25 protein-coding genes and 1 pseudogene are annotated in these 25,609 nt (G+C 68.1%); 21 read left to right on the top strand and 5 right to left on the bottom strand.

All coding sequences use genetic code 11. The annotated features are described in order from the left end of the window. Positions 1 to 23 precede the first annotated feature (23 nt). Entirely contained in the window at positions 24 to 923 is a 900-nt protein-coding gene (locus H7K45_RS10355; RefSeq protein WP_263995715.1) for an oxygenase MpaB family protein, read from the bottom strand. 75 nt (positions 924 to 998) lie between these two features. Between H7K45_RS10355 and H7K45_RS10350 the strand changes: the two genes are divergently transcribed. From H7K45_RS10350 to H7K45_RS10320, 7 genes are all read left to right on the top strand, one after another. Further along, positions 999 to 1,640: a TetR/AcrR family transcriptional regulator gene (locus H7K45_RS10350; RefSeq protein ID WP_263995714.1), complete on the top strand. Its 642-nt coding sequence runs from the start codon at positions 999 to 1,001 to the stop codon at positions 1,638 to 1,640. 51 nt (positions 1,641 to 1,691) lie between these two features. After that, positions 1,692 to 2,810, top strand: a complete 1,119-nt coding sequence (locus H7K45_RS10345; protein WP_263995713.1) for an alpha/beta hydrolase — start codon at positions 1,692 to 1,694, stop codon at positions 2,808 to 2,810. Next, positions 2,801 to 3,763 (top strand): 2-hydroxyacid dehydrogenase, encoded by a 963-nt coding sequence (locus H7K45_RS10340; RefSeq protein ID WP_263996951.1) that lies wholly within the window; start codon positions 2,801 to 2,803, stop codon positions 3,761 to 3,763. Before H7K45_RS10345 ends, H7K45_RS10340 begins: the two co-directional genes overlap by 10 nt. Positions 3,764 to 3,812: 49 nt before the next feature. After that, positions 3,813 to 5,993 carry an acyl-CoA dehydrogenase family protein gene (locus H7K45_RS10335; RefSeq protein WP_263995712.1) on the top strand — a complete coding sequence of 727 codons (2,181 nt, stop codon included), beginning with the start codon at positions 3,813 to 3,815 and terminating at the stop codon, positions 5,991 to 5,993. Positions 5,994 to 6,018: 25 nt separating this feature from the next. Next, positions 6,019 to 6,954 carry a LysR family transcriptional regulator gene (locus H7K45_RS10330; RefSeq protein ID WP_263995711.1) on the top strand — a complete coding sequence of 312 codons (936 nt, stop codon included), beginning with the start codon at positions 6,019 to 6,021 and terminating at the stop codon, positions 6,952 to 6,954. 88 nt (positions 6,955 to 7,042) lie between these two features. Further along, a complete protein-coding gene (locus H7K45_RS10325; protein WP_263995710.1) occupies positions 7,043 to 8,542 on the top strand; it encodes an APC family permease in 1,500 nt (499 codons plus the stop codon). A 28-nt stretch (positions 8,543 to 8,570) separates the two neighbouring features. Further along, the gene (locus H7K45_RS10320; RefSeq protein WP_263995708.1) at positions 8,571 to 9,593 is read left to right on the top strand and encodes an aminotransferase class IV; all 1,023 of its coding nucleotides are present in this window, start codon (positions 8,571 to 8,573) and stop codon (positions 9,591 to 9,593) included. Between the two features lie 70 nt (positions 9,594 to 9,663). Here the strand turns inward: H7K45_RS10320 and H7K45_RS10315 are convergent, their stop codons facing one another. Beyond that, positions 9,664 to 10,467 carry a transglutaminase-like domain-containing protein gene (locus tag H7K45_RS10315; protein ID WP_263995707.1) on the bottom strand — a complete coding sequence of 268 codons (804 nt, stop codon included), beginning with the start codon at positions 10,465 to 10,467 and terminating at the stop codon, positions 9,664 to 9,666. Between the two features lie 134 nt (positions 10,468 to 10,601). After that, positions 10,602 to 11,381 (bottom strand): annotated as a pseudogene (locus H7K45_RS10310) (SDR family NAD(P)-dependent oxidoreductase). Positions 11,382 to 11,523: 142 nt separating this feature from the next. Here H7K45_RS10310 and H7K45_RS10305 point away from each other — a divergent pair. Continuing rightward, the gene (locus tag H7K45_RS10305) at positions 11,524 to 12,456 is read left to right on the top strand and encodes an esterase family protein (protein WP_263996950.1); all 933 of its coding nucleotides are present in this window, start codon (positions 11,524 to 11,526) and stop codon (positions 12,454 to 12,456) included. 16 nt (positions 12,457 to 12,472) lie between these two features. Then, positions 12,473 to 13,270: an MBL fold metallo-hydrolase gene (locus H7K45_RS10300; RefSeq protein WP_263995706.1), complete on the top strand. Its 798-nt coding sequence runs from the start codon at positions 12,473 to 12,475 to the stop codon at positions 13,268 to 13,270. On the opposite strand, the gene fadD2 is transcribed toward H7K45_RS10300, so the two are convergent. Next, entirely contained in the window at positions 13,267 to 15,018 is a 1,752-nt protein-coding gene (fadD2, locus tag H7K45_RS10295; RefSeq protein ID WP_263995705.1) for a long-chain-fatty-acid--CoA ligase FadD2, read from the bottom strand. The two genes, H7K45_RS10300 and fadD2, sit on opposite strands and share 4 nt — an antisense overlap. A gap of 57 nt (positions 15,019 to 15,075) precedes the next feature. On the opposite strand from fadD2, the gene H7K45_RS10290 reads away from it, so the two are divergent. The 3 genes from H7K45_RS10290 (at position 15,076) to H7K45_RS10280 (ending at position 18,637) form a co-directional block, all read left to right on the top strand. Next, on the top strand, positions 15,076 to 16,341 hold the full coding sequence (locus H7K45_RS10290; protein WP_263995704.1) for a DNA polymerase domain-containing protein: 1,266 nt from the start codon (positions 15,076 to 15,078) through the stop codon (positions 16,339 to 16,341). Positions 16,342 to 16,502: 161 nt separating this feature from the next. Further along, positions 16,503 to 16,958 (top strand): STAS domain-containing protein, encoded by a 456-nt coding sequence (locus H7K45_RS10285; protein WP_263995703.1) that lies wholly within the window; start codon positions 16,503 to 16,505, stop codon positions 16,956 to 16,958. Between the two features lie 191 nt (positions 16,959 to 17,149). Then, a complete protein-coding gene (locus H7K45_RS10280) occupies positions 17,150 to 18,637 on the top strand; it encodes a sugar porter family MFS transporter (protein WP_263995702.1) in 1,488 nt (495 codons plus the stop codon). Positions 18,638 to 18,842: 205 nt separating this feature from the next. Here the strand turns inward: H7K45_RS10280 and H7K45_RS10275 are convergent, their stop codons facing one another. Beyond that, positions 18,843 to 21,365 (bottom strand): excinuclease ABC subunit UvrA, encoded by a 2,523-nt coding sequence (locus H7K45_RS10275; protein ID WP_372512528.1) that lies wholly within the window; start codon positions 21,363 to 21,365, stop codon positions 18,843 to 18,845. 132 nt (positions 21,366 to 21,497) lie between these two features. Here H7K45_RS10275 and H7K45_RS10270 point away from each other — a divergent pair, with 132 nt between their 5' ends. From H7K45_RS10270 to H7K45_RS10230, 9 genes are all read left to right on the top strand, one after another. After that, the gene (locus H7K45_RS10270; RefSeq protein ID WP_263995700.1) at positions 21,498 to 21,791 is read left to right on the top strand and encodes a hypothetical protein; all 294 of its coding nucleotides are present in this window, start codon (positions 21,498 to 21,500) and stop codon (positions 21,789 to 21,791) included. 43 nt (positions 21,792 to 21,834) lie between these two features. Further along, positions 21,835 to 22,272 (top strand): hypothetical protein, encoded by a 438-nt coding sequence (locus tag H7K45_RS10265; protein ID WP_263995699.1) that lies wholly within the window; start codon positions 21,835 to 21,837, stop codon positions 22,270 to 22,272. Next, positions 22,269 to 23,498, top strand: coding sequence for an NRAMP family divalent metal transporter (locus tag H7K45_RS10260; RefSeq protein ID WP_263995698.1), 1,230 nt, complete (start codon positions 22,269 to 22,271; stop codon positions 23,496 to 23,498). The genes H7K45_RS10265 and H7K45_RS10260 overlap by 4 nt, the downstream gene beginning before the upstream one ends. After that, positions 23,495 to 23,884, top strand: coding sequence for a hypothetical protein (locus tag H7K45_RS10255; RefSeq protein WP_263995697.1), 390 nt, complete (start codon positions 23,495 to 23,497; stop codon positions 23,882 to 23,884). Before H7K45_RS10260 ends, H7K45_RS10255 begins: the two co-directional genes overlap by 4 nt. Then, positions 23,871 to 24,224, top strand: a complete 354-nt coding sequence (locus H7K45_RS10250) for a PRC-barrel domain-containing protein (RefSeq protein WP_263995696.1) — start codon at positions 23,871 to 23,873, stop codon at positions 24,222 to 24,224. The genes H7K45_RS10255 and H7K45_RS10250 overlap by 14 nt, the downstream gene beginning before the upstream one ends. A gap of 63 nt (positions 24,225 to 24,287) precedes the next feature. Further along, positions 24,288 to 24,698, top strand: coding sequence for a phage holin family protein (locus H7K45_RS10245; RefSeq protein ID WP_263995695.1), 411 nt, complete (start codon positions 24,288 to 24,290; stop codon positions 24,696 to 24,698). Next, complete coding sequence (locus tag H7K45_RS10240) at positions 24,685 to 24,972, top strand: DUF3618 domain-containing protein (RefSeq protein ID WP_263995694.1); 288 nt, start codon at positions 24,685 to 24,687, stop codon at positions 24,970 to 24,972. Before H7K45_RS10245 ends, H7K45_RS10240 begins: the two co-directional genes overlap by 14 nt. Next, positions 24,969 to 25,259 (top strand): DUF4235 domain-containing protein, encoded by a 291-nt coding sequence (locus tag H7K45_RS10235; protein ID WP_263995693.1) that lies wholly within the window; start codon positions 24,969 to 24,971, stop codon positions 25,257 to 25,259. The genes H7K45_RS10240 and H7K45_RS10235 overlap by 4 nt, the downstream gene beginning before the upstream one ends. A 67-nt stretch (positions 25,260 to 25,326) precedes the next feature. After that, positions 25,327 to 25,527: a hypothetical protein gene (locus H7K45_RS10230; RefSeq protein ID WP_263995692.1), complete on the top strand. Its 201-nt coding sequence runs from the start codon at positions 25,327 to 25,329 to the stop codon at positions 25,525 to 25,527. Positions 25,528 to 25,609: the final 82 nt, after the last annotated feature.

Below are 25,609 nucleotides of genomic sequence, written 5' to 3'. Positions count from 1 at the left end.
CCGACGATACGCCCGTCACTCGACTACACCAACGGACGCCCGGTCTTGATCCGCCAGTCCAGATCCTTGAGCAGGACGTTGAACGGAAACTGCCGCACGACGCGCGGCGACAGGTGGGTGCCGGCTCGGAGCAGCCTCATCAACTGGTCGAAGCGGCGCTGCCGACGGACATCCCACGGCAACTGCATCTCGTCCCGAAACCGTTGCGGCAGAAAGCCCGTCGTGATGAACAGGGCGAGAGCCTCGTTGGCGCGCTGCACCGGTCCCGGCAGGCGAACCCCGCGAATGCGGCTGGCGGCGATCGGCAGTAGGTACTCACGGACGGTGTCGTCGATGTGCACCTTGGCGAGCTGTTCGTTCCAGTAGGCGTCGAACGCGGCCCGGTCGGGCGGCCACGTCTCGGGCCGCACCTGCAGCGTCGTGCCGAGCGCACTGCCCTCGGCGTAGTGCTGATCGGCGGTCTCGTCGTCCATTTCCCCGACGAACGTCCGGTACGAGTCGACGGCGCCCTTGTACAGGCAGGCCGCCACCCACATCTGGAGGTCCTCGTCGAAGGCGTTGTACGCCACGGGGCTTGCCTCGGTGGAGTACACCTGCGCGTGGGCCCTGTTCACCGCGCGACGGAAGGCGGCCTTCTGCTCGTCGCTCCCCCGGCCCGCGACGGCCAGGTAGGTGAACGTGGTCCTGGCCCGCTTGACGGGATGCAGGTCGACCCGTCCGCTCTCGACGCGGCTCTCGAGCACGCCGTAACCGACGCCGGGCCTGGCCAGCTGCATGATCACGTTCGCCGGGCCCAGCAGCAGACCCACGCCCAGCAGCCCGTCGTCGATGGTCGGGCCGCGCCGCCTGGACGTCCTGCGCCGCGCCGCGCTCGAGGCCGGCGCGCTGATCGCCCGCTCGACGTGACTGTCGTCGACCGCCATGGTCCCCGCCTTCATATCTGACAACGAATGTTTCCAGATATTGCTCGCCCCGGGTCCGCGTGTCAAGATCGACCCATGGCAGACGTGCGGCCCTACCGCGGCGTGCAGGCCCGCGACCGGGTCGCCGAGCGCAGACGCCGCCTGCTCGACGCGGGTCTCGAGCTCCTCGGCGGCTCCGAGAGCCCACCGGAGCTCACCGTGCGCGCCGTCTGCTCCGAGGCGGCAATCACCGCCCGGTACTTCTACGAGAGCTTCACCGACAAGGACGCCCTGGTGGCCGCCGTCTTCGACCAGGTGGTCGCCGACATCGCCGCCACCACCCAGGCCGCGGTGGCCGCCGCACCGCCCGAGGAACAGAACCGGGCGGGCATCGCCAACCTGGTCGGCGCGGTGGCCGACGACGCCCGTGTCGGACGGCTTCTGTTCAACCCCCGGCTGACCAATGCGGTGCTGGCGCGCAAGCGGTCCGAGGCGGGCGGCTTCTTCGCGCTCCTGTCCGGCGAGCACGCGACGAGCGCCCACGCGCTACCGGACGACGATTGGACCACGGCCGCCGCCCACTTCATCGTCGGCGGCGTGGCCCAGACGATCAGCGCATGGGTGTCCGGCGACGTCGCACTCAGCCAGGCGCAGCTGGTCTCACACCTCACCCGAATGCTCGACCTACTCGCGCCCTCGAACAGGGAATCGGCTGGTCAACGGGCGATCTTGAAGTAACATCAGCGCATCGGCACCCGGTCGTCGACGAGCGCCAGAGAGGTCGTCACCATGACACCTGGCGTGCTACGCGAATTCGTGGCCCTGGACTCCCCCACTGCGCGACGGGCAGGTTCGGGCGGCCACCCGTGCCAAGGCGTGTATCACCGTGGCGTCGGCCGCAAGCCGAAGATCGGGATGATCGCCGCGCACTATCAGATCGACTTCTCCGAGCACTACCTCGCCGATTACATGGCCACCCGGGGCGTCGGCTTCCTCGGGTGGAACACCCGCTTCCGCGGTAACGAGAGCAGCTTCCTGCTCGACCACGCGCTGGTCGACGTGGGGGCCGGAGTTCGATGGCTCCGCGAGGTACAGCACCTCGAAACCATCGTGCTGCTTGGCAATTCGGGTGGCGGGTCGTTGATGGCGGCATACCAGTCCCAGGCCGTCGACCCACACGTGACCCCTTCCGCGGGCATGCGGCCCGCGGCGGGCCTCGGCGAGCTTCTTCCGGCCGAGGGCTACGTCGCCAGCGCGGCACATCCCGGCCGGCCCGAGGTGCTGACGGCGTGGATGGACGCCTCCGTCGTCGACGAGAACGACCCCGTCGCGACCGATGCCGGCTTGGACCTGTTCCGGCAGGGCAACGGGCCGCCATTCTCGCCGGAGTTCGTCGTGCGCTACCGCGACGCCCAGACCGCCCGCAACCACGCCATCACCGACTGGGTGCTCGAGGAGATGAAACGCGTTCGTGCGGCGGGGTTTTCCGACCGCGCGTTCACGGTCCACCGCACCTGGGCCGACCCGCGGATGGTCGACCCCACACTCGAGCCGACCAAACGGCCGCCCAACACCTGTTACGCGGGCGTGCCGGCCACGGCCAACCGGTCGGCGCGCGGCATCGCCGCGGCGTGCACACTGCGCAACTGGCTGGGCATGTGGAGCCTGCGCACGGCCCAAACCAGCGCCGAGCCCCACCTGGCGCGCGTCGACTGCCCCGCCCTGATCATCAACGCAGACCAGGACACCGGCGTCTACCCGTCCGACGCACGGCGCATCCACGACGCGCTGGCCAGCGCCGACAAGACCCTCTGTTCGATGGACACCGATCACTACTTCACCACTCCCGGCGCGCGCAGCGAGCAGGCCGATACCATCACGAGGTGGATAGCCAAACGATGGCGTTGAGAGTGCTGGCCCACTTCACTCCCGGCGAAAAGGTACTCGAGTTCCTTGCGCCACAGTCGGATTGGCTCGACGTACGTTATTGCGACGCCGAGGACGACGAGACCTTCTACCGCGAACTGCCGGAGGCCGACGTCGTCTGGCACGTCCTGCGCCCGCTGTCGGCCGGCGATCTCGAACGGGCGACCCGGTGCCGCCTGGTACACAAACTCGGGGCCGGGGTGAACACCGTCGACGTGGACGCCGCGACGCGACTGGGCATCGGAGTGGCGAACATGCCGGGGGCCAACGCGCCGTCGGTGGCCGAGGGCACCGTGCTGCTGATGCTCGCCGCACTTCGCCGTCTGCCCACGCTGGACGCCGACACCCGGCAGGGGCGGGGCTGGCCGTCGGATCCCACCCTCGGCGAGACGGTGCGCGACGTCGGCAGTTGCACGGTGGGACTGGTGGGCTATGGCAACGTCGCCAAGCGGGTCGAGACGATCGTGACCGCGATGGGAGCCACCGTCGTGCACACCAGCACCCGCGACGACGGCACCCCGGGCTGGCGGCCGTTACCCGCCCTGCTCGCCGAGAGCGACGTCGTGTCGTTGCACCTGCCGCTCACCGAAAGGACCGAAGCCCTGCTGGATGCCGACGGGCTGGCCCTGATGAAACCCGGCGCCGTGCTCGTCAACACCTCGCGCGGTGCGATCGTCGACGAGGGCGCACTGGTCGCCGCGCTCCAGTCGGGCCGCCTTGCCGCAGCCGGCCTCGACGTGTTCGCGAAGGAACCCGTGCCCGTCGACGATCCCCTGCTGACGCTGGACAACGTCGTCGTCAGCCCGCACGTCACCTGGTACACCGCCGACACCATGCAGCGCTACCTGGCCGAGGGCGTCGAGGCGTGCCGACGCTTGCGTGACGGGGAGCACTTGATGAACCTGGTAAACGAGGTGACTATCGCGCGGGACTGACCCGCAGGTACCCTCGACCCCAACCCACCGGTTGATCTAGGAGCACCGCATGCCGATCGCGATCCTGTCCGAGCACAACGACCTCGCCGATTCAGTACGGGATTTGGTGAAGCGGGTGGCACCGTCGGACGTGCTGCACGAGGCGCTGGAGACTCCCATCGCCAACCCGCCGACCTACTGGAAGGCCGCCGCCGAACAGGGTCTACCGGGTCTGCACCTGTCCGAGGACGTCGGCGGGCAGGGCTTCGGCGTGCTCGAACTCGCCATCACACTGGCCGAGTTCGGCTACGGCGCCGTCCCCGGCCCGTTCGTGCCATCGGCGATCGCGAGCGCGCTGATCGCCGCCAACGACCCCGGCGACAAGTTGCTCGAGGCCCTCGCCTCCGGTGAAGTCATCGCCGCATACGCCATCGACTCCGGGCTGACGGCGACCCGTCAGGGCGGCGGCCTCGTCATCCGCGGTGAAGTGCGGGCCGTACCCGCCGCGGCCCAAGCCTCGCTGTTGGTGCTCCCGGTGTCCATCGACGGCGACGAACGGTGGATCGTCCTGGACGCCGACCAGGTCGAGATCGAGCCGGTCACCAGCGTCGACCCCCTGCGGCCCCTGGCCCACGTGCGCGCCAACGCCGTCGAAGTCGCCGACGATCGCGTGCTCGCCAACCTCGGCCGCACCCGCGCTCGCGCCCTGATCTCGACGCTGCTGGCCGCCGAGTGCATCGGCGTCGCGCGCTGGGCCACCGACACGGCGTCGGAGTACGCCAAGATCCGCGAGCAGTTCGGCCGCCCGATCGGCCAGTTCCAGGCCATCAAGCACAAGTGCGCCAACATGATCGCCGAGACCGAGCGCGCGACCGCGGCAGTCTGGGACGCCGCGCGTGCACTGGACGAAGACCCTCGGGACAGCAACTACGAGTTCGCCGCCGCGGTCGCAGGCACGCTGGCGCCCGTCGCCGCACAGCACACCACCCAGGACTGCATCCAGGTGCACGGCGGCATCGGCTTCACCTGGGAGCACGACACCAACGTCTACTACCGGCGGGCCATCGTGCTCGCCGCGTGCTTCGGACGGGCCGCGGACTACCCGCAGCAGGTCGTCGACGTCGCCACCGACAGCGGGATGCGCCCGATCGACATCGACCTGGACCCCGACACCGAGAAGCTCCGCGAAGAGATTCGTGCGGAAGTCGCTGCGCTGAAGGCACTTCCGAGCGAGGAGCGCGTCACCGCCATCGCCGAGGGCGGCTGGGTGTCCCCGCACCTGCCCACGCCGTGGGGCCGAGCGGCCAAGCCGATCGAGCAGATCATCATCGCCCAGGAGTTCTCCACCGGACGCGTGAAGCGGCCGCAGATGGGCATCGCCGCCTGGATCATCCCGTCTATCGTCGCCTACGGCACCGAGACCCAGCAGCAGCGCTTCCTGCCGCCGACGTTCCGCGGCGAGATGATCTGGTGCCAGCTGTTCTCCGAGCCCGGCGCGGGCTCCGACCTGGCCAGCTTGACCACCAAGGCCACCAAGGTCGACGGCGGCTGGCGCATCACCGGCCAGAAGATCTGGACCACCGGCGCCCAGTACTCCCAGTGGGGTGCGTTGCTCGCGCGGACCAACCCGTCGGCGCCGAAACATCAAGGGATCACCTACTTCCTGCTCGACATGAAGGCCGAGGGAGTCGAGGTCAAGCCGCTCCGCGAGCTCACCGGCAACGCGATGTTCAACACGGTGTTCATCGACGACGTCTTCGTGCCCGACGAGATGGTGCTCGGCGAGGTCGACCGCGGCTGGGAGGTCAGCCGCAACACGCTGACCAACGAGCGCGTGTCGATCGGCAGCAGCGAACCGCCGTTCCTCGCCAGCCTCGAACAGTTCGTCGAGTTCGTCCGCAACGGTCAGTTCGACCAGATCGAACAGACCGAGGCAGGCAAGCTCATCGCCGAGGGGCACGCGGCCAAGCTGCTCAACATGCGCTCCACACTGCTGACGCTGGCCGGTGGCGATCCGATGCCCGCCGCGGCCATCTCGAAGCTCCTGTCGATGAAGACCGGCCAGGGGTACGCCGAATTCGGGGTGTCGTCATTCGGCACCGACGCCGCGATCGGCGACCAGGACGAGGCCTCCGGCAAGTGGGCGGAGTACCTGCTCGCAGGGCGCGCCACCACGATCTACGGCGGCACCTCGGAGGTGCAGCTCAACATCATCGCCGAGCGCCTGCTCGGCCTGCCGCGTGATCCGTAACCCCCAGAGGCCGTAGTTTCGGCGCATGAGCGCCGACATCACGCTGCGTCAGCTGCGGTACTTCGCCGTTCTCGGCGAGGAACTCAACTACCGGCGCGCGGCTGGGCGGCTGTTCATCACCCAGCCCGCGCTGTCCACGGCGATCAAGCAGATCGAGCAGCACTTCGGCGTCGTGCTGTTCACCCGCAACACCCGCGAGGTCGCGCTGACCGATCTCGGGGCGGCGTGGTTGCCGCAGGTGCAGCAGGCGCTCAGTGGCGTCGACGCGGTCGTCGACAACCTCGTCACCCTCTCGGGGACGCGAAAGGGCGTGCTGCGCCTCGGGTATCTGATCGGCACCGGGGCCGACCTCCTGTTCCGGGTGGTGCGCCACTTCGAGGCCGCCTACCCGGAGGTCACGGTGGAACCCATCGAGTACGACTTCGCCGATCCGACCGCCGGGCTCGGCGACGGCAGCACCGAGGTCGCGATCATCCGGCCTCCGGTCGACCTGCCCGAGCACCGCATGCTGATGCTCGACTCCGAGGCGTGGGTGGTCTGCATGCCGCGCGACCACCGCCTCGCCGACCGCGCCGAGGTGTCGATCACCGAGCTGCTCGACGACCCGATCGTGTGTGCGCCGCTAACTGCCGGCACGTGGCGCGACTACTGGTTGGCGATGGACGTGCGGGGCAACCGGCCGCCGACCATCGCCGCGGTCGCCGCGACCTATGAGGCGGAGACGACGTCGATCGCCCGCGGCCTCGGCATCAGCTTCACGTCGTCGTCGGTGTCGCGGTTCTACGATCGGCCCGGGATCGTCTACGTGCCGATCACCGACCGGCCGCCGAGTTACACGGCGCTGGCGTGGCAGCCGGGAGTGCTGTCGCCGCAGGCAGACGCGCTGGTCAGGCACGTCCGGGCACATTGGAACCTCGGCGAGGCGCCGGTCGACGAGATCATTGATAACGACAATTTATGAGCAGATCAAAACACGGAACTTCCGCCGGCCCGGCCGGACCGCTTTCCTGTCTCTAGGCGCAATTCGACAGACCTGACCTGGAGCGATCATGACCGATGCCCTGGCTTCACCCACTCATTCAGAACCACCCCTCCGCGACGAGGACGCCAAGCTCGCCGACTTCGGCTACACCCAAAAGCTCGACCGCTCGGTCGGAAGGCTGGCGTCCTTCGCGATCGGCTTCGCCACCATCAGCGCGACGACCGCGGTGTTCACCGGCTTCGGCGCGGGCTACTTCACCGCGGGCGGACCCTTCGTCTGGACGCTACTGCTGGCCGCCGCGGTGTTCATCATCTGGACGCTGATCGCCGCCGACCTGACGGCCAAGATCCCGCTGGCCGGCTACTCCTACCAGTGGACCAGCCGGCTCGTCGGCTCCACCATGGCGCTGTTCACCGGCGTGCTGGCGCTCGCCGGCTGGATCTGCGGCATGACGGGCGTCGGCTTCATCCTCTCCGGCTACCTCGGCAGCCTGTTCGGCTGGAACATGAGCCAGACCTCGCAGATCCTCGTCGCGATCGGCGTGATGGCCGTGTGCATGCTCATCAACCTCTACGGCGTTCGCTTCGCGACGATGGTCAACAACATCGGGGTCAGCCTCGAATTCATCATCACCGTCGGCGCCACCATCGTCGTCGCGGTCATCGCGTTCTCGTCCCCCGACAACCACCAGTCGGTGTCGGTGCTCTTCACCGGCGGCGCGTCCGACGACAGCACCCCGTACGTGCTGGCCTGGTTGGCCGCCTCGCTCGGACCGTTCTTCGGGCTCATCGGAGTCGAGGCCAGCGCCGACATCGCCGAGGAAACGGTGAACGCCCGCAAGGTGATTCCCCGCACCATGTTCTACGCCCTGACCGCGTCGATCATCATCGAGTTCGGCATGTACGTCGTGTACGTGCTCGCCATCAAGGACGCCGCCGCCGTCGAGGCCGCCTCGGCCGCACCCATCGAGGAGATCATCACCCAGCAGGCGGGCCCGGTCATCAGCCGCATCGTGGTCGCCGTCGCGCTGACCAACGTGCTGGCGTGCATCCTGGCCAACATCCTGGTCGCCACCCGGTTGACGTACTCCATGGCCAGGGACAACATGCTGCCGTTCTCCCACGTCTGGCGGCACGTGTCGCCGTCGAACCGCACGCCCACCTACGCGGTGCTCGGCATCTTCGGACTGTCGACCATCCTGCTGCTCTCGGCACTCGTCAGCGAGAAGGCCTTCTTCCTGATCCTCGGGCTCTCCTCGCTGGCCGTCTGCGCGATGTACCTGTTGCAGACCGTCGCCGTCATGATCGCCACTCGCCGCCGCACCATCCCTGCTCCCGAGCCGGGAACGTTCGACCTCGGCAAGGCCCGCGTGCCGGTGGCCGTGGTGGCCGCGATCGCCTTCACGCTGGTGTGCGCCGCGCTGATCTTCCTGCCCCAATTCGCCGGCAACGGTTACGTGTTCGCCGGCCTGCTCGCGCTGACCGCGCTCTGGGCCGTCACCGGACTGCGCAAGCGGCTGGCGACCGGCGAGGCCGGACCCGATTACGCCAAGACCCACACGTCCTGAAAACCACTAAGCAGCAAGGATATTCACCATGAGCCTCACCACTGACATCGGCACCAGCAACCTCGTCGCCGTCGAACCCGGCGCCGCCATCCGCGAGGACACCCCCGCCGGCTCGGCCATCCAGTACAGCGACTACGAACTCGACACCTCCAGCCCGTTCGCGGGCGGGGTGGCCTGGATCGAAGGCGAGTTCATCCCCGCCGAGGAAGCCAGGATCTCGATCTTCGACACCGGTTTCGGCCACTCGGACGTGACCTACACCGTCGCACACGTATGGCACGGCAACATCTTTCGGCTCGACGACCACGTCGACCGGTTGTACGACGGCGCCAGCAAGCTGCGGTTGGACGCCGGGATGAGCAAGGATGAAATCTCCGAGATCACCAAGAAGTGCGTCTCGCTGTCGCAGCTTCGCGAGTCCTTCGTCAACCTGACGATCACCCGTGGCTACGGCAAGAAGAAGGGTGAGAAGGACCTCTCGAAGCTCACCCACCAGGTCTACATCTACGCCATTCCCTACCTGTGGGCGTTCCCGCCCGCCGAGCAGATCTTCGGCACCACCGCGATCGTGCCGCGCCACGTGCGGCGGGCCGGGCGCAACACCGTCGACCCCACCATCAAGAACTACCAGTGGGGTGACCTGACCGCCGCCAGCTTCGAGGCGAAGGACCGCGGCGCCCGCACCGCCATCCTGCTGGACTCCGACAACTGCGTCGCCGAGGGCCCCGGCTTCAACGTCGTCATCGTCAAGGACGGCGCCCTGGCGTCGCCGTCGCGAAATGCGTTGCCGGGCATCACCCGCAAGACGGTCTACGAGCTTGCCGACCAGATGGGCATCGAGGCCACGCTGCGCGACGTGACGAGCCGCGAACTCTACGACGCCGACGAAATCATGGCCGTGACCACGGCCGGTGGCGTCACGCCGATCAACACCCTCGACGGCGAGAAGATCGGCGACGGCACACCCGGCCCCGTCACCACCGCCATCCGGGATCGCTTCTGGGCGCTGATGGACGAGCCCGGACCGCTGATCGAGGCCATCGAGTACTGAGCACTCGCGCCGACTGCCCGCTTCCTTGACGCAACGAGACGGCGTCGAGAAGCGGGCAGTCGGCGTGGGGCTAGCCCAGCGAGACGAGTTCCTCGACCGAGTCCAGCGGCAACATGCCCTCGACCCAGGCGTTGACGTTCATGCTGGTGAGGTTGATGCCCCCACCGTGGTTGTCCAAGAATGCGGTGTCGGCGGCGTCACGGCCCGTGGCGATGCGCACCATGGTCTGCCGTGGCGCCAGGCACGTGGCGTCCACCACCCGCCACATCCCGTCGACGTAGGCCTCGGCGACGGCGTGGAAGTCCATCGGATAGCAGCCCGGCGCGTACACCGCGACCAAGCGGGCCGGAACGTTGACCGCCCGCAGCAGGGCGATCACCAGGTGCGCGTAATCGCGGCAGACGCCGGTGCCCGCCAGCACGGTGTCGGCGGCCCCGTCGATGGGATCACTGGAGCCCGGCACGTATTGCAAGCGGGTGCCGACCCATGACGACACCTTCTCCAGCAGCGCCGACGACTTCGCGTCATTGCCGAATTCCGTGGCGGCGAAGCCGTAGAACTTGTCGGCCTCGGCGTAGCGGCTGGGTCGCAGATACGTCGACAGGTCGATCTCGGTGACCGGGGCCGGCTCGGCCTGGCCGATGACGGTGGCCGAGTAGTTCGCCAGCACCGTGCCCTTGCCCGCCTCGAACTTGTGGATTCGGGTGCCGTGCGGACCGATCAGCTCGATCGGCTCGATGGCGTTGCCGTTCAGGGTGAACGACAACTCCTCGGTCACCTCGGCACCCGGCTGGGGTGCGACGGCGATCTGAAATTCCAGCGTCGTGGTGTCGAACACCTCGACCTGCAACTGGGCGCCAACTTCTCGTCTCATGGGCTCACCACGGCTTTCGATCAGGGGGTGGGGGGTAACGCGGCAAGCGCATCGTCTCGGCCCATCCGTACCCGAATGAGCTGCCGCCGAAACCGTTCACCTGCTCCGATCACGTCGACGTGATGGACAAGAGTCTAGGGGACGATCGAGTCCACGTATCCCCCGTCGACGCGGACGGCCGCGCCGGTGGTCGCCGACGCCAACGGCGAGCTCAGGTAGGTGACCATGTTCGCGATCTCCTCGGGCTCGATCAGGCGCTGCAGCAGAGACTGCGGGCGGTGCTGTCGCATGAACTCCCGCTGGGCCTCCTCCCACGGCAGGTTCTCGTCGACCAATTGGTAGACGAAGTCCTCCACGCCCGCGGTGTGGGTGGGCCCGGCGATGACCTAGTTGACCGTGACCCCGGTGCCCGCCGCGTCCTTGGCGAACCCCCGAGAGACCGCCAGCAGAGCGGTCTTGGAGGTGCCGTAGTGGATCATCTCCTCCGGGATGACGATCGCGGAGTCGCTGGCGATCTGTAGCACCCGGCCCCAGCCACGTTCGGTCATCCCCGGCAGGTAGGTGCGGATCAGCCGGATCGCGGAGAGCACGTTGACGTCGAAGTAACGGCGCCACTCGTCGTCGGAGATTTCGCGGGCCGGTGCCGCGCCGAAGATGCCCAGATTGTTGACGAGCACGTCCACTGCGGGCACCTGCTCGACCAGACCTGCGACGCCTTCAGCGGTGGTCACGTCGGCCGCCACGCCGACCACGTCACCACTCAGCCCGGCCACCGCCTCGTCCACGCGCTCGGCGGTACGCCCGTTGACCACCACGCGGGCTCCGGCCGAGGCCAGCCCCTTCGCGATCGCCAGTCCGATGCCTTGGGTGGAGCCGGTGACGAGCGCAGTCTTTCCTGTCAGGTCGATGTTCACTCCGGTGTAGTACCACCGGGATGCCGGAGCTATTCCCTCCATCGAAGCCACGAGATGTTGACAGGAGCGCGTGCGACCGTTGACGTCACGACGTTCGACACCAGAGGAGATCATTGTGCGCCGGTTCGTCATCACGGCCGTCATGGCGGTTCTGTTACCCGTGTTCGTCGGCATCGCCGGCGGCGCCGCCACGGCGAACGCCTTCTCCAGGCCCGGCCTGCCCGTCGAGTACCTCATGGTGCCGTCGGCGGGCATGGGGCGCGACATCAAGGTCGAATTCCAGAGCGGCGGCCCCAACTCCCCGGCGGTGTACCTCCTCGACGGTCTGCGCGCCCAGGACGACTTCAACGGCTGGGACATCAACACCCAGGCCTTCGAGTGGTACCTCAACTCGGGCTTGTCGGTCGTCATGCCCGTCGGCGGCCAATCCAGCTTCTACAGCGACTGGTACAAGCCCGCGTGCGGCAAGAGCGGCTGCCAGACCTACAAGTGGGAGACGTTCCTGACTCAAGAGCTGCCCGCCTACCTCGCCGACCAGCGCCAGGTGAAGTCCACCGGCGACGCCGCAGTCGGGTTGTCGATGGCCGGTTCGGCGGCGCTGACGTTGGCGATCTACCACCCCGAGCAGTTCATCTACGCGGGCTCGCTGTCGGGCTTCCTGAACCCCTCGGAGGGGTCGTGGCCGTTCCTGATCAACGTCTCGATGGGTGACGCCGGCGGCTACAAGGCCAACGACATGTGGGGCGCCACGGAGGACCCCAACAGCGCCTGGAAGCGCAACGACCCGATGGTCAACATCCAGCAGTTGGTCAACAACGGCACCCGCATCTGGATCTACTGCGGCAACGGCACCCCGAGTGAACTGGGCGGGGACAACCTGCCCGCCAAGTTCCTCGAGGGCCTGACGATTCGCACCAACCGCACGTTCCAGGACGAGTACATCGCTGCGGGCGGCAAGAACGGCGTGTTCAACTTCCCCGACGACGGCACGCACGACTGGCCATACTGGGGCCAGCAGCTGCAGGCGATGAAGCCCGACCTGCAACGGGTGCTGGGCGCCACGCCCACCACCTAGCCGGAGAGGACCGCACATGGGAGTCACGGAGGCGAGGCGCCCATGTGCGGTCAGCGTGCTCGGCGGCCCGACGATCGTGCTCGACCTCGGCGGGCAGCGAATCGTCGTCGACCCCACGTTCGACCCGCCCGGCCCGCACGCCTACCTGACCAAGACGGCCGCGCCCGCGGTCGACGCCGCGGCGCTCGGTCGGGTGGACGTGGTGCTCGTCAGCCACGATCAGCACCTCGACAACTTCGACGACGCCGGCCGCGCGATGGCCCTGGCGGCGCCGCTGGTGCTCACCAATCCTGGTGCGGCCCAACGGCTTGGGTCACCCGCGCGGGGGTTGGCCCCCTGGGAGACCGCAGAGCTGGACGGGCTACGAATTCAGGCGGTGCCCGCGGTGCACGGCCCGGCCGACGGCGAGAGGGACGACTCCGGTCACGTCAACTGCGAGGTGACCGGTTTCGTGCTGTCCGGCGAGGCGGTGCCGACCGTCTACGTCAGCGGTGACAACGCCTCGCTGGCCGCGGTGGCGGAGATCGCGAACGGCGTCGGCGCGATCGACGTCGCGGTGCTCTTCGTCGGCGCTGCGCGCGTGCCCCCCAAACAGGGCGGCCGCCCGCTGACCCTCACCAGCGCCAGGGCTGCGGCGGCCGCCGAGGTGCTGGCACCACGGGTGGTGGTCGCCGCACACCTCGACTCCTGGGCCCACTTCACCGAGGGCGTCGACGACGTCGCGGCGGCGTTTCACGACGCCGGCATCGGCGACCTGCTGGACCGGACCCCGCATGGCAGCTGGCTCGACCTGGAGCCCTTCGTCGCGACCTAATCGGCCTTCTGGTCGACCTTCTCGTCGGGCGCATCGTCGGATTCCGGCTCGGGGTCCTTCTCGTCGGCCTTCGGCTCGATGTCCTTCAGCTCGCGCTTGAGGATCTTGCCCGTCGGGTTGCGCGGCAGTTCGTCGAGGAAGATCACCTCGCGCGGCACCTTGTAGCGAGCCAGGTTGTCCTTTACGTAGGCCTTGATGGCGTCCTCGTCGACCGACGCGCCCTCGGTCTTGACGACGAAGGCGCGCAGCCGGTGGCCCCACTCGGAGTCCTCGACCCCGATGGCGGTGGCCTCCACGACCTCCGGGTGACCGCTGATGAGGTCCTCCACCTCGGCGGGGAAGACGTTCTCGCCGCCACAGACGATCATCTCGTCGTCGCGGCCGCTGACGTAGAGCAGCCCGTGTTCGTCGAAGTAGCCGACGTCGCCGGACGACATCAGGCCGTCGATGATCGCCTTGTGGCCGCCGCCGGTGTAGCCCTCGAAGGGGAAGGTGTTGCCGACGAAGATGCGGCCGACCTCACCCGGGGCCACTTCCTTGCCGTTGTCGTCGAAGAGCTTGACCTTCACACCCTTGACGACCGGTCCCACCGTCGACGGGTTGACGGACAGATCCTTGGGCCGGGCGATCGTCGCGAACGCGATCTCCGTCGACCCGTAGAGGTTGTAGACGACCGGACCCAGATCCTTCAGCGCGCGGGTCGCCAGCTCGCCGCCAAGCTGCGACCCGGAGACGAAGACGATCCGCAGGCTCGACAGGTTCGGCTTGGGGCTGGTCTTCTCCAACTCGTCGAGGATGCGCGACAACATCACCGGAACGACCACCACGGCCGTCACCCCGTGCTTCTCGATGTCGGCGAGCACGGTGTCGGGCTTGAACCTGCGCCGCAACACCAGCGTGCTGCCCAGCATCATCGCGATGGTCGCGTGCAGGAATCCCAGGGCGTGGAACATCGGTGCGGGCAGCGAGGTCACCTCACCCGACCGGAACGGCACGTGCGACAGGACGCCGCCGATCGGGGCCAGCGACGGCGGGCTGCTTCGGTTGGCGCCCTTGGGAGTTCCCGTCGTGCCACTGGTCAAGATGATGATCTTGGAGTGCGCCGCGGCCTTCGGCGGCGGGCCGGACTTGCTGCGCTCGATCAGGTCGGCCAGGGTCTCGTCGTTGCTCTCCGACGGCTCGTCGGGCTTGTCCGGATTGGTCGGCAGCGCCCGGAGCTTGCCCAGCTCCGGCTCTGCTGACGCACACGCCGACGTGTACTCGTCGTCGTGGATGATCAGCTTGGCGCCCTCGCGCTCGGAGACCTCCTTGATCTGCGGACCCGAGAACTCGCTGTTGAGCATGATCAACCGCACGCCGACCTTGGCGGCCCCGTAGAGCGCGATGAGGAACCAGCGGTGGTTGCGGATCAGCAGCGCCACCCCGTCGCCGCCCCGCACGCCCATGCCGATCAAGCCCTGAGCCACGGCGTTGGCCGCCTCGTCCAGTTCGGCGAACGTCACCTCGCCGTCGTCGTCGACGATTGCCGTGCCCCGAGGATTGCGCCGCGCGTTGAGCGCCGGGATCATTCCGATCTCGCCCCACCGCCGGATGTCGGCGAGCATGGCGGCCACGTTCTGCGGCGGCTCGACCTTCAGGGCGCCCGCCTCGAACATCTTCCTGGCGTAGTGCAACTCGGCCGAGCCGCGTTCGAGGTACTGCTGAACCTTGGCCGCTGCCTGCAGCGGAAGCTCTGTGAGGTTGGGCATGGGCACACAATATGTGACCGCCGTCGCATGCGGGCGCGCCTGACTACCATCGTCATCATGGCCTCCGCGCTGTCGATGGACATCGGCGGCCGAATCCTGCGCGTCACCAACCCGGACAAGGTCGTGTTCCCCGGCGTCGACGGCCACGCGGAGGTCACCAAGCGCGACCTCATCGAGTACTACCTGTCGGTGGCCGACGGTGCCCTGCGCGGAGTGGCCGGACGCCCCATGATCCTCAAACGGTTCGTCAAGGGCATCGGCGAGGAGGCCGTCTTCCAGAAGCGTGCGCCCGAGAAGCGGCCCGAGTGGATCGACGTCGCCGAGCTGAAGTACGCCTCGGGTACGTCGGCCAAGGAGGCCGTGTTGACCGACGCCGCCGGCCTGGCATGGGCGGTCAACCTCGGCTGCGTCGACCTCAACCCGCACCCCGTGCGCGCCCACGACCTCGAGCACCCCGACGAATTGCGCGTCGACCTCGACCCCATGCCCGGGGTGGAGTGGGCCCAAATCGTCGAGGTCGCGCTGGTGGCCCGCGACGTGCTGACCGACTACGGCCTCGTGGCGTGGCCCAAGACGTCGGGTTCGAAGGGATTCCACGTCTACGCCCGCATCGAGCCCAACTGGCCGTATCGGCAGGTTCGACTGGCCGCCGAGACGATCGCACGCGAAGTCGAAAGGCGGGCACCAGATTTGGCCACCAGTCGGTGGTGGAAGGAAGAGCGCGAGGGCGTCTTCGTCGACTTCAACCAGAACGCCAAGGACCGCACCGTCGCGTCGGCCTATTCGGTGCGGTCACGGCCGGACGCGCGGGTGTCGACGCCGTTGAGGTGGGACGAAGTCCCCGGCTGCCGCCCCGAGGCGTTCACCGTCAGGACCGTGCCGCAGCGCGTCGCCGACATGGGCGACCCGTGGGAGGGGATGGACACCGCCGCCGGCGGCCTAGAGGGCTTGCTCGCCCTGGCCAAAGAACTGGGCCCGGCGGAGAAGGCACCCAGCGGGGCACGGCGCGACGCTGGTGGAGCGGGCCACCCGCCCGGTCAGCGGGTGTCGACCAAGCCCCTCATCGAGATCGCGAGGACCAAGACGAAGGACGAGGCGATGGCCGCCCTCGAGTCCTGGAAGGCGAAGTACGCCGCCGCCGCCGACCGGCTGACCCCGGTCGACGTGCTCGTCGACGGCATGCGCGGCCCCAGTTCGATCTGGTACCGGGTGCGAATCAACCTGCAGCACGTGCCCGAAGATCAACGGCCACCGCAAGAATCGCTCATCGCCGACTACTCCCCGTGGGAGGGTTACACCGGGGGTCAGGGTCGCCGGACCTGACCGCTTCCCGGAACGGTTTGCCGTCTGCGGCCGCGGAAGTCTTAGCGATGATTTAGGAACTACTCCCCGGTACCTTATTTTGGGCCCTTACCTTGGGTTTCAGGTCGAAGTGACGGCGACGCCGCCAACTCATTCGGCAACTACCGAAGGGAGGCAGTGCCATGATCGCAACGAGCACCAGCTCAGCTACGAATTCCCGCTTCCGCTATGGAAATCCGTCGGTCGAATGCAACGGCGCCGAGCTCCACAAGCAGTGCCGCCAGCTTGCCACCGTGCTGACCATCACCGGATCCATTGACGAGGTGAACGTCGGGCAGGTCGTCGCCCACGCCAAGGGCTGCATCATCGCCGAGAAGCCCTTCGTCCTGGATCTCAGCGGCGTCACCTCCTTCGCTGCGCCGGGCATCGAACTGCTCGACGCCATCGACGAGGCCTGCTTCGCCGCCGGCGACGAATGGTCGCTGGTGATCAGCCAGGCGGTGTCGCGCACGCTTCGCCTCTGTGGCGTCGACGACGTCTTCCCGGCCACCCCGTCGGTTCCCGATGCGCTGCACCACTTCTCGGACGTCGCGGGCGAACGCCGGCGCATCCTCCCCATCCTCACCAAGTCCGCCTAAGCGAAGGAAACACTCGTGATCATCGACGTCCGCTGGATCCGCTTCCTCCTGCAGCGCCACAACAAGAGCGACCTGGCTCAGCCCGCGCGCTGACCCTCGGGGTCGCCCACGCGAATCGACGACGCCCACCTCAGAGCACCGCTCCGAGGTGGGCGTCGTCGTCGGCGCGGAGTTTAGCTTTCGACGAAAGGGTGAAACCGCTTCAGCCAGATCAAGACAGTGACGTCACGGCGGCTGGAGGATCACGCATGGGTTCGACCGACGAAGCACCTACCGGCTCGGCGGAGGCCAGAGAGAAGGCACCAGGACAGCTGACCGGCGCGGTAGTCGTCGTCGCGCTGGTCTCGGCGGTGTCCGGCATGCTCTACGGCTACGACACCGGCATCATCTCCGGCGCCCTGCTCCAGATCACCAAGGACTTCGGCATCGAGGAGGCCTGGAAGCAGGTCATCGCCGCCAGCATCTTGCTCGGCGCCGTCGTCGGGGCGCTGACGTGCAGCCACCTGTCCGAGAGACGCGGCCGCAGAGGCACTTTGGTGATGCTCGCGGTCGTCTTCGCCGTCGGGTCGCTGTGGTGCGCCCTCGCCCCTAATCCCGTACTGCTGTCGATCGGGCGGTTGGTGCTCGGATTCGCCGTCGGCGGCGCCACCCAGACCGCCCCGATGTACGTCGCCGAACTCGCGCCACCGAAGTATCGGGGACGTCTGGTGCTCTGCTTCCAGATCGCAATCGGCGTCGGCATCGTGATCGCGACGATCGTCGGTGCCTCGGAGTCGATACCGTGGCGGTGGTCGATCGGAGCGGCCGCGGTGCCGGCGGCGCTGATGTTGGTGCTGCTGCTGCGCCTGCCCGAGAGCCCGCGGTGGCTGGTCAAGCAGGACCGGCGAGACGACGCACACGAGGTGCTCGACCGGGTGCGGCCCTCGGAGTACGACGTGGAGGGCGAACTCGACGAGATGGCCGAGTTGGCGCACGAGGAGAAGACAGCCGAGACGCGCGGCTGGTCGGGGCTGCGGGCGGCGTGGGTGCGACCGGCCCTGATCCTGGGCTGCGGCATCGCCATCTTCACCCAGCTCAGCGGTATCGAGATGATCATCTACTACTCCCCGACCATCCTCACCGACAACGGGTTCTCGGAATCGGTGGCGCTGGAGGTGTCGGTCGCCCTCGGGGTGAGCTACCTGGTGGCCCAACTGGTCGGACTGAGCATCATCGACCGGGTGGGCCGTCGGCGCCTCACCCTGATCATGATCCCCGGCGCGGCGCTGAGCCTGTTCGTCCTGGGGTGGCTCTTCGTCTCCGGCAACAGCGGACGAGAGTCGACGCCGTTCATCATTGCCTGCTTGGTGGTCTTCATGCTGTTCAACGCCGGTGGGCTGCAGCTGATGGGCTGGCTGACCGGGTCGGAGACCTATCCTCTGGCGGTGCGGCCGGCAGGCACGGCGGCTCAATCCGCGGCGCTGTGGGGCACCAACCTGCTCATCACCCTGACCCTCTTGACGTTGATCAGCGGCATCGGAGTCGGCCCGGCCATGTGGCTCTACGGGGGGTTCAACGTCGCGGCGTGGTTGTTCGTGTACTTCCGGATGCCGGACCTGACCGGTCGAAGCTTGGAGGACATCGAATCGAAACTCAGTGCCGGTGACTTCACGCCGTCGGACTTCGCCTCACGACACTGACCGAAATGTTTGGCAACGCCTGACGTCGGGGTAAATACGCGCCGTGATGGAACGCGACGACCTCGTGACTGCCGAGCGCGGGGGGACACAAGGGTTGGTACCGCAGGTCGTGGATCCCTGCCTGGAACTGTTTGGTTTCGGCTGGTCACCGACCCAGGGCTCCGTCGGCGATGGCTACCGTGGCAGGCACCGCGCCGAGGGCTGACTAGCGCAGTCGCGCCGCCAGATAGGGCGCCGTCCGGCTCCGTTTCGCTCGCGCAACGTGCTCCGGTGTCCCGGCGGCAACGACGCGGCCCCCGTCGTCACCGGCCCCGGGGCCGAGGTCGACCACCCAGTCCGCACCCGCCACCACTCTCATGTCGTGCTCGGCGACGACCACGGTGTTGCCCGCGTCGACCAGCAGGTGGAGCTGGCGCTCCAGCAGGTCCACGTCGGCAGGATGCAGACCCGTCGTCGGCTCGTCGAGAACGTAGAACGTATGACCCCGGCGGGCGCGCTGCAGCTCGGTGGCCAGCTTGATGCGTTGCGCCTCTCCGCCGGAGAGTTCTGTGGCGGGTTGCCCCAGCCGGAGGTAGCCCAGCCCAACGTCGACCAGCGTGGTCAGGCTGCGCACCGCCCCCGGAACGTCGGCCAGGAACTCCGCGGCCTCCTCGACCGTCATGGCGAGCACGTCGGAAATGGTGCGGTCGCGGTAACGCACCTCGAGGGTCTCCGCGGAGTAGCGGGCCCCATGACACGTCGGGCACGGTGCGTAAGTGCCTGGCAGGAACAGCAATTCGACCGCGACGAAACCCTCGCCCTGACACGTCGGGCAGCGTCCCTCGGCCACGTTGAAGGAGAAGCGGCCCGCGCTCCAGCCCCGCCGTCGCGCCTCGTCGGTGCCGGCGAACACCTTGCGGACCGCGTCGAACATGCCGGTGTAGGTCGCGAGGTTGGACCGCGGCGTTCGACCAATGGGCTTTTGGTCCACGGTGACGAGTCGGTCGACGAACTCGACCCCCTCGACCGTCACCCCGATGCTGGCGTCGGCGTCGACGTCGGCCACGCCCCCGTCGGCGTCGGCGGGATCGGCGCCCTCGGCGTCGATGACGGTGTTGACCGCGCCCAGATGTCCGGCGACGACGTCACCGACGACCTTGCAGACCAGGGTCGACTTGCCCGATCCGGACACCCCGGTGACGGCGGTGAACACCCCGAGCGGAATGCGCACCTCCAGGTCGCGCAGGTTGTGGAAGTTCACGCCGCGCAGGTGCAGGTGGCGTGACGCCACGCGGGCGGCGCGCGGCTCGGTTTCGGTGTCGCCGAAGAGGTAGCGGCGGGTCACCGAGGTCGTCACGTCGGCCAGGCCGGGCACGGGGCCGCTGTAGAGCACCTCGCCGCCGAGTTCGCCCGCGCCGGGCCCGACGTCGACGATCCAGTCGGCGCGCCGGACCACGTCCATGTCGTGTTCGACGACGAACAGCGAATTGCCCGCGCGCCGAAGCCGATCCAAGACGTCGAGCAACGGTTCTGCATCGGCGGGGTGGAGTCCGGCCGACGGCTCGTCGAGCACGTACAGGACGCCGAACAACCCGGCTCGAAGTTGTGTCGCCAACCGCAGGCGTTGCAGCTCGCCGGGTGAGACCGTCGGCGTCCGGCGGTTGAGGCTCAGATATCCCAGTCCGAGGTCGAGCAGAACCCGGATGCGCGCGACCAGATCCGCCGCGATCATCGTGGCGACCTCGGTGAACTCGCCGGATTCGATGGACTCGTACGCCGCGTCGAAGTCGACGCGGTTGGCCGCCGGCTCCAGCGCGGCGGCCAGCTCCGTCAGCGGAAGGGCCACCATCTCGGCGATGTTGCGTCCGGCGAAGGTGACGGCAAGTGCCTCCGGCCGCAACCCGGAGCCGCCGCACACCGGGCAGTCGACCGCGTCGACGAACTGCAGCACGCGGCGGCGCATCATCGCGCTTTGTGAGTTGGCCAGCGTGTGGCGCACGTGGCGTTCGGCACTGGAGAACGTGCCGTTGTAGTAGTAGTCCGCGGTGACCGGATGTTGGCTCGGGTCGATCTCGACCGTCGGCTGGTCGTCGGTGAACAGGATCCAGTTGCGGGTGCGCTTGGGCAGCTTTCGCCACGGCACGTCGACGTCGTGGCCGAGTGTGATGAGGATGTCGCGAAGGTTCTGCCCCTGCCAGGCCCCCGGCCACGCGGCGACGGCGCCCTCGCGGATCGTCAGCGACGGGTCGGGTATGAGCGTCTCTTCGGTGACGCGATGAATTCGGCCGAGGCCGTGGCACTCTGGGCACGCACCGATGGCGGTGTTCGGCGAGAACGAGTCGGAGTCGAGCCGGACGGTCGCACCGGGTGGATAGGTGCCCGCACGGGAGTACAGCATTCGCAACAGATTCGACAGCGTCGTCACCGTGCCCACCGTCGACCGGGAGGTCCCCGCGCCGCGGCGTTGCTGCAGGGCGACCGCCGGCGGCAGACCGGTGATGTCGTCGACCTTGGGGGCGCCGGCTGGCAGCAGCAGGCGCCGGGCATAGGGCGCGACGGATTCGAAGTACCGGCGCTGCGCCTCCGCGTAGACGGTGCCGAACGCCAACGACGACTTGCCGGACCCGGACACCCCGGTGAACGCCACGAACGCGTCGCGGGGCGCCGCCACGTCGACGGTCCTCAGATTGTGGACCTGTGATCCGATCACGCGGACGAACGGATCGACGTCTTCGGACGGGGTGGACACCATCTCAGTGTGGTAGCCGAGTCGGCACGGATCAAACGGCGACGAAAAGGCCAGTGGCACATGGCGATGAATGATCTTGATCAATTTCGCGGGGTCACCACGAAGCCGCCGCCGCGGTGGCAGGCTCTGGCCATGGCATTCACACTGACCTATTCCGACGGGCAAGAGACCGACTACGACGACGACACGGCGTGGGAAGTCGACGACGGTGTGTTGAAGATGGGGCGGCGTGACGGCGAGTGGTCCGTCTACGTCTCTCCAAGTCACTGGGCCGTTCTCGAGGTCGGCGGCCGACGCAGCGACGACGAGAAGGAGTCCAAGGGCAAGTCCGACGACTCCGACGAGGACTCCGACGACTCTGACGAGTCCGACGACACCGACGTCAAGGCCGAGAAGCCCGATCAGAAGGCCGACGACGAGGACTGACCGTCCCGGGGGTTGACTCGACCGCCGCTGGGTACAGCCGGGGGTGAGGTACGTACGCCGGATCGTCGTCGCACTGGTGGTCGCGGCCTGCCTGGGGCTGCTGCTCCGTGCGTGTCCCTCGGTCCGCGACGGCGTACCCGGTCAGCTCGTTCAAGCCCACCGCGAAGGCGAGTCCGCCGCGCGCACCGGCGTTCTCGTCCTCGAGCTGTGGCGTGATCACCGCGCCAGCGGTGCCCTTGTCGCCGTGCAGCTCGACGACGCCGGGGAGCAGGTCACCACCGCACTGGGCGACGTCGCGGCACTCGCTCCCGACACCGCGGCCGACACTGCCCGGCAGCAGACCCTCATGGCGACCCTGGCCGAGGCGGCCGCCGCTCTCGACGCCGCAGGCGCGGTGGTTCGGGGAGTGCCGGTGTCCGAGGACGTCGGCGACGAACTGAACCGCGTGGTGGGAGAGTTCACCGATCGGCGCGGGCCGTGACGAAGGTGTTCGCCATTGCCCTTGGCGTGCTCACGGCGATCGGCGGGTTTCTCGACATCGGCGACCTGGTCACCAACGCGGTGGTCGGATCCCGATTCGGGATGACGCTGGCCTGGGTGGTTCCGGTTGGCGTAGTGGGCATTTGCCTGTACGCGAACATGGCAGGCCGGGTCGCCGCGGTGAGCGGACGTGCCACCTTCGAGATCATCCGCGACCGCCTGGGCCCCCGCTCCGCGCTGGTGAACCTCTCCGCCTCGTTCCTCGTCAACCTGATGACCCTCACCGCCGAGATCGGCGGCATGGCGCTGGCGCTGCAACTCGCCACCGACGTGGGACCGACGCTGTGGATGCCGGTGGCGGCGTTCGCCGTGTGGATCGTCATCTGGCGGGTTCGGTTCACCGTCATGGAGAACGTCACCGGTCTCGTCGGGCTGTGTCTGATCGTGTTCGCGGTGAGTGTGTTCCTGCTGCACCCACATTGGGGCGACCTCGGGCGCCAGGTCGTCGCGCCGACCGTCCCGCAGTCGGAGTCGACGGCCACCTACTGGTACTACGCCGTCGCCCTGTTCGGCGCGGCGATGACGCCGTACGAGGTGTTCTTCTTCTCCTCGGGGGCCGTGGAGGAACGCTGGAGCATCGAGGACCTCGGCCGCTCCCGGATGAACGTCCTCGTCGGCTTCCCGCTCGGCGGCCTCCTGTCGCTGGCGATCGCCGCGTCGGCGACGATCGTCCTGTTGCCTCGGCAGATCGACGTGACATCGCTGTCCCAGGTGGTCGCGCCGGTGGTGGTCGCCGGGGGCAAGCTGGCGCTGGCGTTGGTCATCGTGGGCGTCGTCGCCGCGACGTTCGGCGCCGCGCTCGAGACCACCCTGTCGGCCGGCTACACCATTGCCCAGTACTCGGGCTGGACGTGGGGCAAGTTCCGGCGACCGGCGGAGGCGGCGCGCTTTCACCTGTTGATGATCGTCGTCCTGATCGTCGGCTGCGCGGTGCTGCTCACCGGCGTCGACCCGATCAAGGTGACCGAGTACTCCGTGGTGTTCTCCGCCGTCGCCCTGCCCCTGACCTATCTGCCGATCCTGTTGGTGGCCAACGACTCCGAGTACATGGGCGACCACGTCAACGGAAGGACCACCAACGTGTTCGCGACGATGTACCTCGGGTTGATCCTGGTTGCCTCGATCGCCGCCATTCCGCTGATGATCGTGACGGGGGCCGGGCAATGAGGACCGGGCCGCCGTGGGACGGCCGGGTCGTCGACGCCCGGCGCCAGGTGCTCGACCGCCAACTCCACGACCACGACGGCGACCCGATCGGCGTCGTCGACGACCTCGATCTGGCCGACGTTCCCGTGGGGGTGGACATCGAGCCGGGCACGCCGGCTCCCACCGTCGCCGCACTGGTGACCGGACACGTGCTGGCCACGCGCATCCTCGGCGGCAGCACGTCCGCCTCTCGGCTCTGCTTCATCCCGTGGGACCTGGTGGACCGTCTCGGCGTGACGCTCACCCTGCGACCCACCGACGTCCGGCCGAGCTCATTGTGGCTGGAGGACTGGTTGCGGCACCACGTGATTGGACGCATCCCTGGAGGTCGACATGCTCCTGAGTGACATCCTCGGTCTAGCCGTGCTGGAGGACGACGGGACGCGCGTCGGCACCGTGGTCGACGTCCGACTGGGTCTGCCGCCCGGCGACGGGGACGGTACCGGGGCAGGCCTCGCGAGAGTGCTCGGGTTCGCCGTCAGCCCACACCCCCGGGCGTCATACCTCGGCTACGGGTGCACCGGACCGGCGGTCGTCTCGACGGTCCTGGGGTGGCGGCACCGGGGCACCTTCCTGGCCGCCTGGGACGACGTCGGCCGCCTCGACCAGCAGTGCGTGACACTTCGGCCGTCCTACCGACGACACCCCATTCAGCTCGTGAATCGGCATCGCGACGTCGACGTTTGAGTGCGGCCGCAGCGGGAACGTCGCCTACACCCACGGAGAACACGGGCCCGAGAAGGAGCAGTGATGAGCACAGGCTCGATGCCGACCGAGAGTGCCTCCACCGGCGAATTGATCACCCAACTGGCCACGCAGACGTCACGTCTCGTACGCGACGAGATGCGCTTGGCCCAAAAGGAGTTCCAGGAATCGGCCAAACGTGCCGGGGTCGGCGCCGGATTGTTCAGCATCGCAGGGGTATTCGCGGTCTTCGGCGCGGCCACCCTGGTGGCCGCAGCGGTGGCCGCACTCGCGCTGGTGCTTCCGGTGTGGGCGGCGGCCGTGATCGTCGGAGTCGTCCTGCTGGCCGTCGGCGGTGTCGCCGCTCTGATCGGCAAGCGCCAGGTGCAGGAGGTGTCGCCGGTGCCAGAACGAACGGTCGCGAACGTGAAGGACGACATCCACGAGGTGAAGGACGCCCGCCATGACAGGACCTGACCCCACGCCCGCCGAGCCGGGACCCGAGGCCGGCATCGACGAACTCCAGGCCGACATCGAGGCCACCCGAGCCGAACTCGGTGACACCGCACGCGCGTTGACCGACAAACTGGACGTCAAGGCCCGTGCGAGCGACGCCGTCACCGGTGTCAAGCGCGACCTCATCGACAGCACCACAACCCCCGAAGGAACCGTCAAGCCAAGCGTCGCCGCGGTTGTCGCGGTGGTACTGCTGACGATCGGAGTCGTCGTATGGCGAAGGAGAAGGCGATGACCAACGCACCGTCGGCCACGGCGAAGATCCTCTACCGTCCCGTCGGGTTGGTGAGCTCGATTCTGGGCGGGTTGGTGGCCAGTGCCATCTTCAAGCAGATCTGGAAGCGGGTGAGCCCCGGTGACAAGCCCGACCCGCCGACGGCCCTGCAGACCGAATACCCGTTCAAGGAGATCCTGGTGGCCGCCGCCGTGCAGGGTGTCGTCTATTCGCTGGTCAAGACGGTCATCGACCGGCAGGGGGCACGTGTCTTCGAACGGTGGACCGGCGAGTGGCCGGGTAGCTGACGTCGTCCCAGCCAGGGGCTAGCCAATCCACAGCTGGCCCCGGTGTTTCCGTGCCACCATCGCAGGAATGACCACCACCCAGATGGCACTCGCGGTCATCCCCCGCGGCGGGCCTGCCATCGCCGTGTTCGTGGGCTCCATCTTCTTCGCCGTCGTCGCCGCGGTGGTCGCCATGGAGAGCAAACGCCACGCCGTGGCGTGGGCGGCCGCGTCGTTCGTGGTGTGCGCCGTGGTGCTGAGCGCTGGAGTCGACGTTTTCACGCGGTGAGATCCGGTGACATCGGTCACCCGGTCGTCGGGACGCATCGACGACGTGGCCGATGGGAGCCTCGCCCCAGCCAGCGGCAAGT

This window comes from Mycobacterium yunnanensis (assembly GCF_025823185.1).
Classification (GTDB): Bacteria; Actinomycetota; Actinomycetes; order Mycobacteriales; family Mycobacteriaceae; genus Mycobacterium; species Mycobacterium yunnanensis.
The sequence above is the reverse complement of the archived record's forward strand: the minus strand, read 5'-3'. Positions and strand labels throughout refer to the sequence as shown.

Excerpts from the sequence above, each read along its gene's own strand:
- H7K45_RS10330 (WP_263995711.1), top strand. The coding sequence starts at position 6,019 with ATGAGCGCCGACATCACGCTGCGTCAGCTGCGGTACTTCGCCGTTCTC.
- H7K45_RS10315 (WP_263995707.1), bottom strand. The coding sequence starts at position 10,467 with ATGAGACGAGAAGTTGGCGCCCAGTTGCAGGTCGAGGTGTTCGACACC.
- H7K45_RS10340 (WP_263996951.1), top strand. The coding sequence starts at position 2,801 with ATGGCGTTGAGAGTGCTGGCCCACTTCACTCCCGGCGAAAAGGTACTC.
- H7K45_RS10255 (WP_263995697.1), top strand. The coding sequence starts at position 23,495 with ATGAGGACCGGGCCGCCGTGGGACGGCCGGGTCGTCGACGCCCGGCGC.
- H7K45_RS10250 (WP_263995696.1), top strand. The coding sequence starts at position 23,871 with ATGCTCCTGAGTGACATCCTCGGTCTAGCCGTGCTGGAGGACGACGGG.
- H7K45_RS10245 (WP_263995695.1), top strand. The coding sequence starts at position 24,288 with ATGAGCACAGGCTCGATGCCGACCGAGAGTGCCTCCACCGGCGAATTG.
- H7K45_RS10285 (WP_263995703.1), top strand. The coding sequence starts at position 16,503 with ATGATCGCAACGAGCACCAGCTCAGCTACGAATTCCCGCTTCCGCTAT.
- H7K45_RS10230 (WP_263995692.1), top strand. The coding sequence starts at position 25,327 with ATGACCACCACCCAGATGGCACTCGCGGTCATCCCCCGCGGCGGGCCT.
- H7K45_RS10235 (WP_263995693.1), top strand. The coding sequence starts at position 24,969 with ATGACCAACGCACCGTCGGCCACGGCGAAGATCCTCTACCGTCCCGTC.
- H7K45_RS10345 (WP_263995713.1), top strand. The coding sequence starts at position 1,692 with ATGACACCTGGCGTGCTACGCGAATTCGTGGCCCTGGACTCCCCCACT.
- H7K45_RS10290 (WP_263995704.1), top strand. The coding sequence starts at position 15,076 with ATGGCCTCCGCGCTGTCGATGGACATCGGCGGCCGAATCCTGCGCGTC.
- H7K45_RS10325 (WP_263995710.1), top strand. The coding sequence starts at position 7,043 with ATGACCGATGCCCTGGCTTCACCCACTCATTCAGAACCACCCCTCCGC.
- H7K45_RS10355 (WP_263995715.1), bottom strand. The coding sequence starts at position 923 with ATGGCGGTCGACGACAGTCACGTCGAGCGGGCGATCAGCGCGCCGGCC.
- H7K45_RS10350 (WP_263995714.1), top strand. The coding sequence starts at position 999 with ATGGCAGACGTGCGGCCCTACCGCGGCGTGCAGGCCCGCGACCGGGTC.
- H7K45_RS10335 (WP_263995712.1), top strand. The coding sequence starts at position 3,813 with ATGCCGATCGCGATCCTGTCCGAGCACAACGACCTCGCCGATTCAGTA.
- H7K45_RS10240 (WP_263995694.1), top strand. The coding sequence starts at position 24,685 with ATGACAGGACCTGACCCCACGCCCGCCGAGCCGGGACCCGAGGCCGGC.
- H7K45_RS10270 (WP_263995700.1), top strand. The coding sequence starts at position 21,498 with ATGGCATTCACACTGACCTATTCCGACGGGCAAGAGACCGACTACGAC.
- H7K45_RS10305 (WP_263996950.1), top strand. The coding sequence starts at position 11,524 with ATGGCGGTTCTGTTACCCGTGTTCGTCGGCATCGCCGGCGGCGCCGCC.
- H7K45_RS10300 (WP_263995706.1), top strand. The coding sequence starts at position 12,473 with ATGGGAGTCACGGAGGCGAGGCGCCCATGTGCGGTCAGCGTGCTCGGC.
- H7K45_RS10320 (WP_263995708.1), top strand. The coding sequence starts at position 8,571 with ATGAGCCTCACCACTGACATCGGCACCAGCAACCTCGTCGCCGTCGAA.
- fadD2 (WP_263995705.1), bottom strand. The coding sequence starts at position 15,018 with ATGCCCAACCTCACAGAGCTTCCGCTGCAGGCAGCGGCCAAGGTTCAG.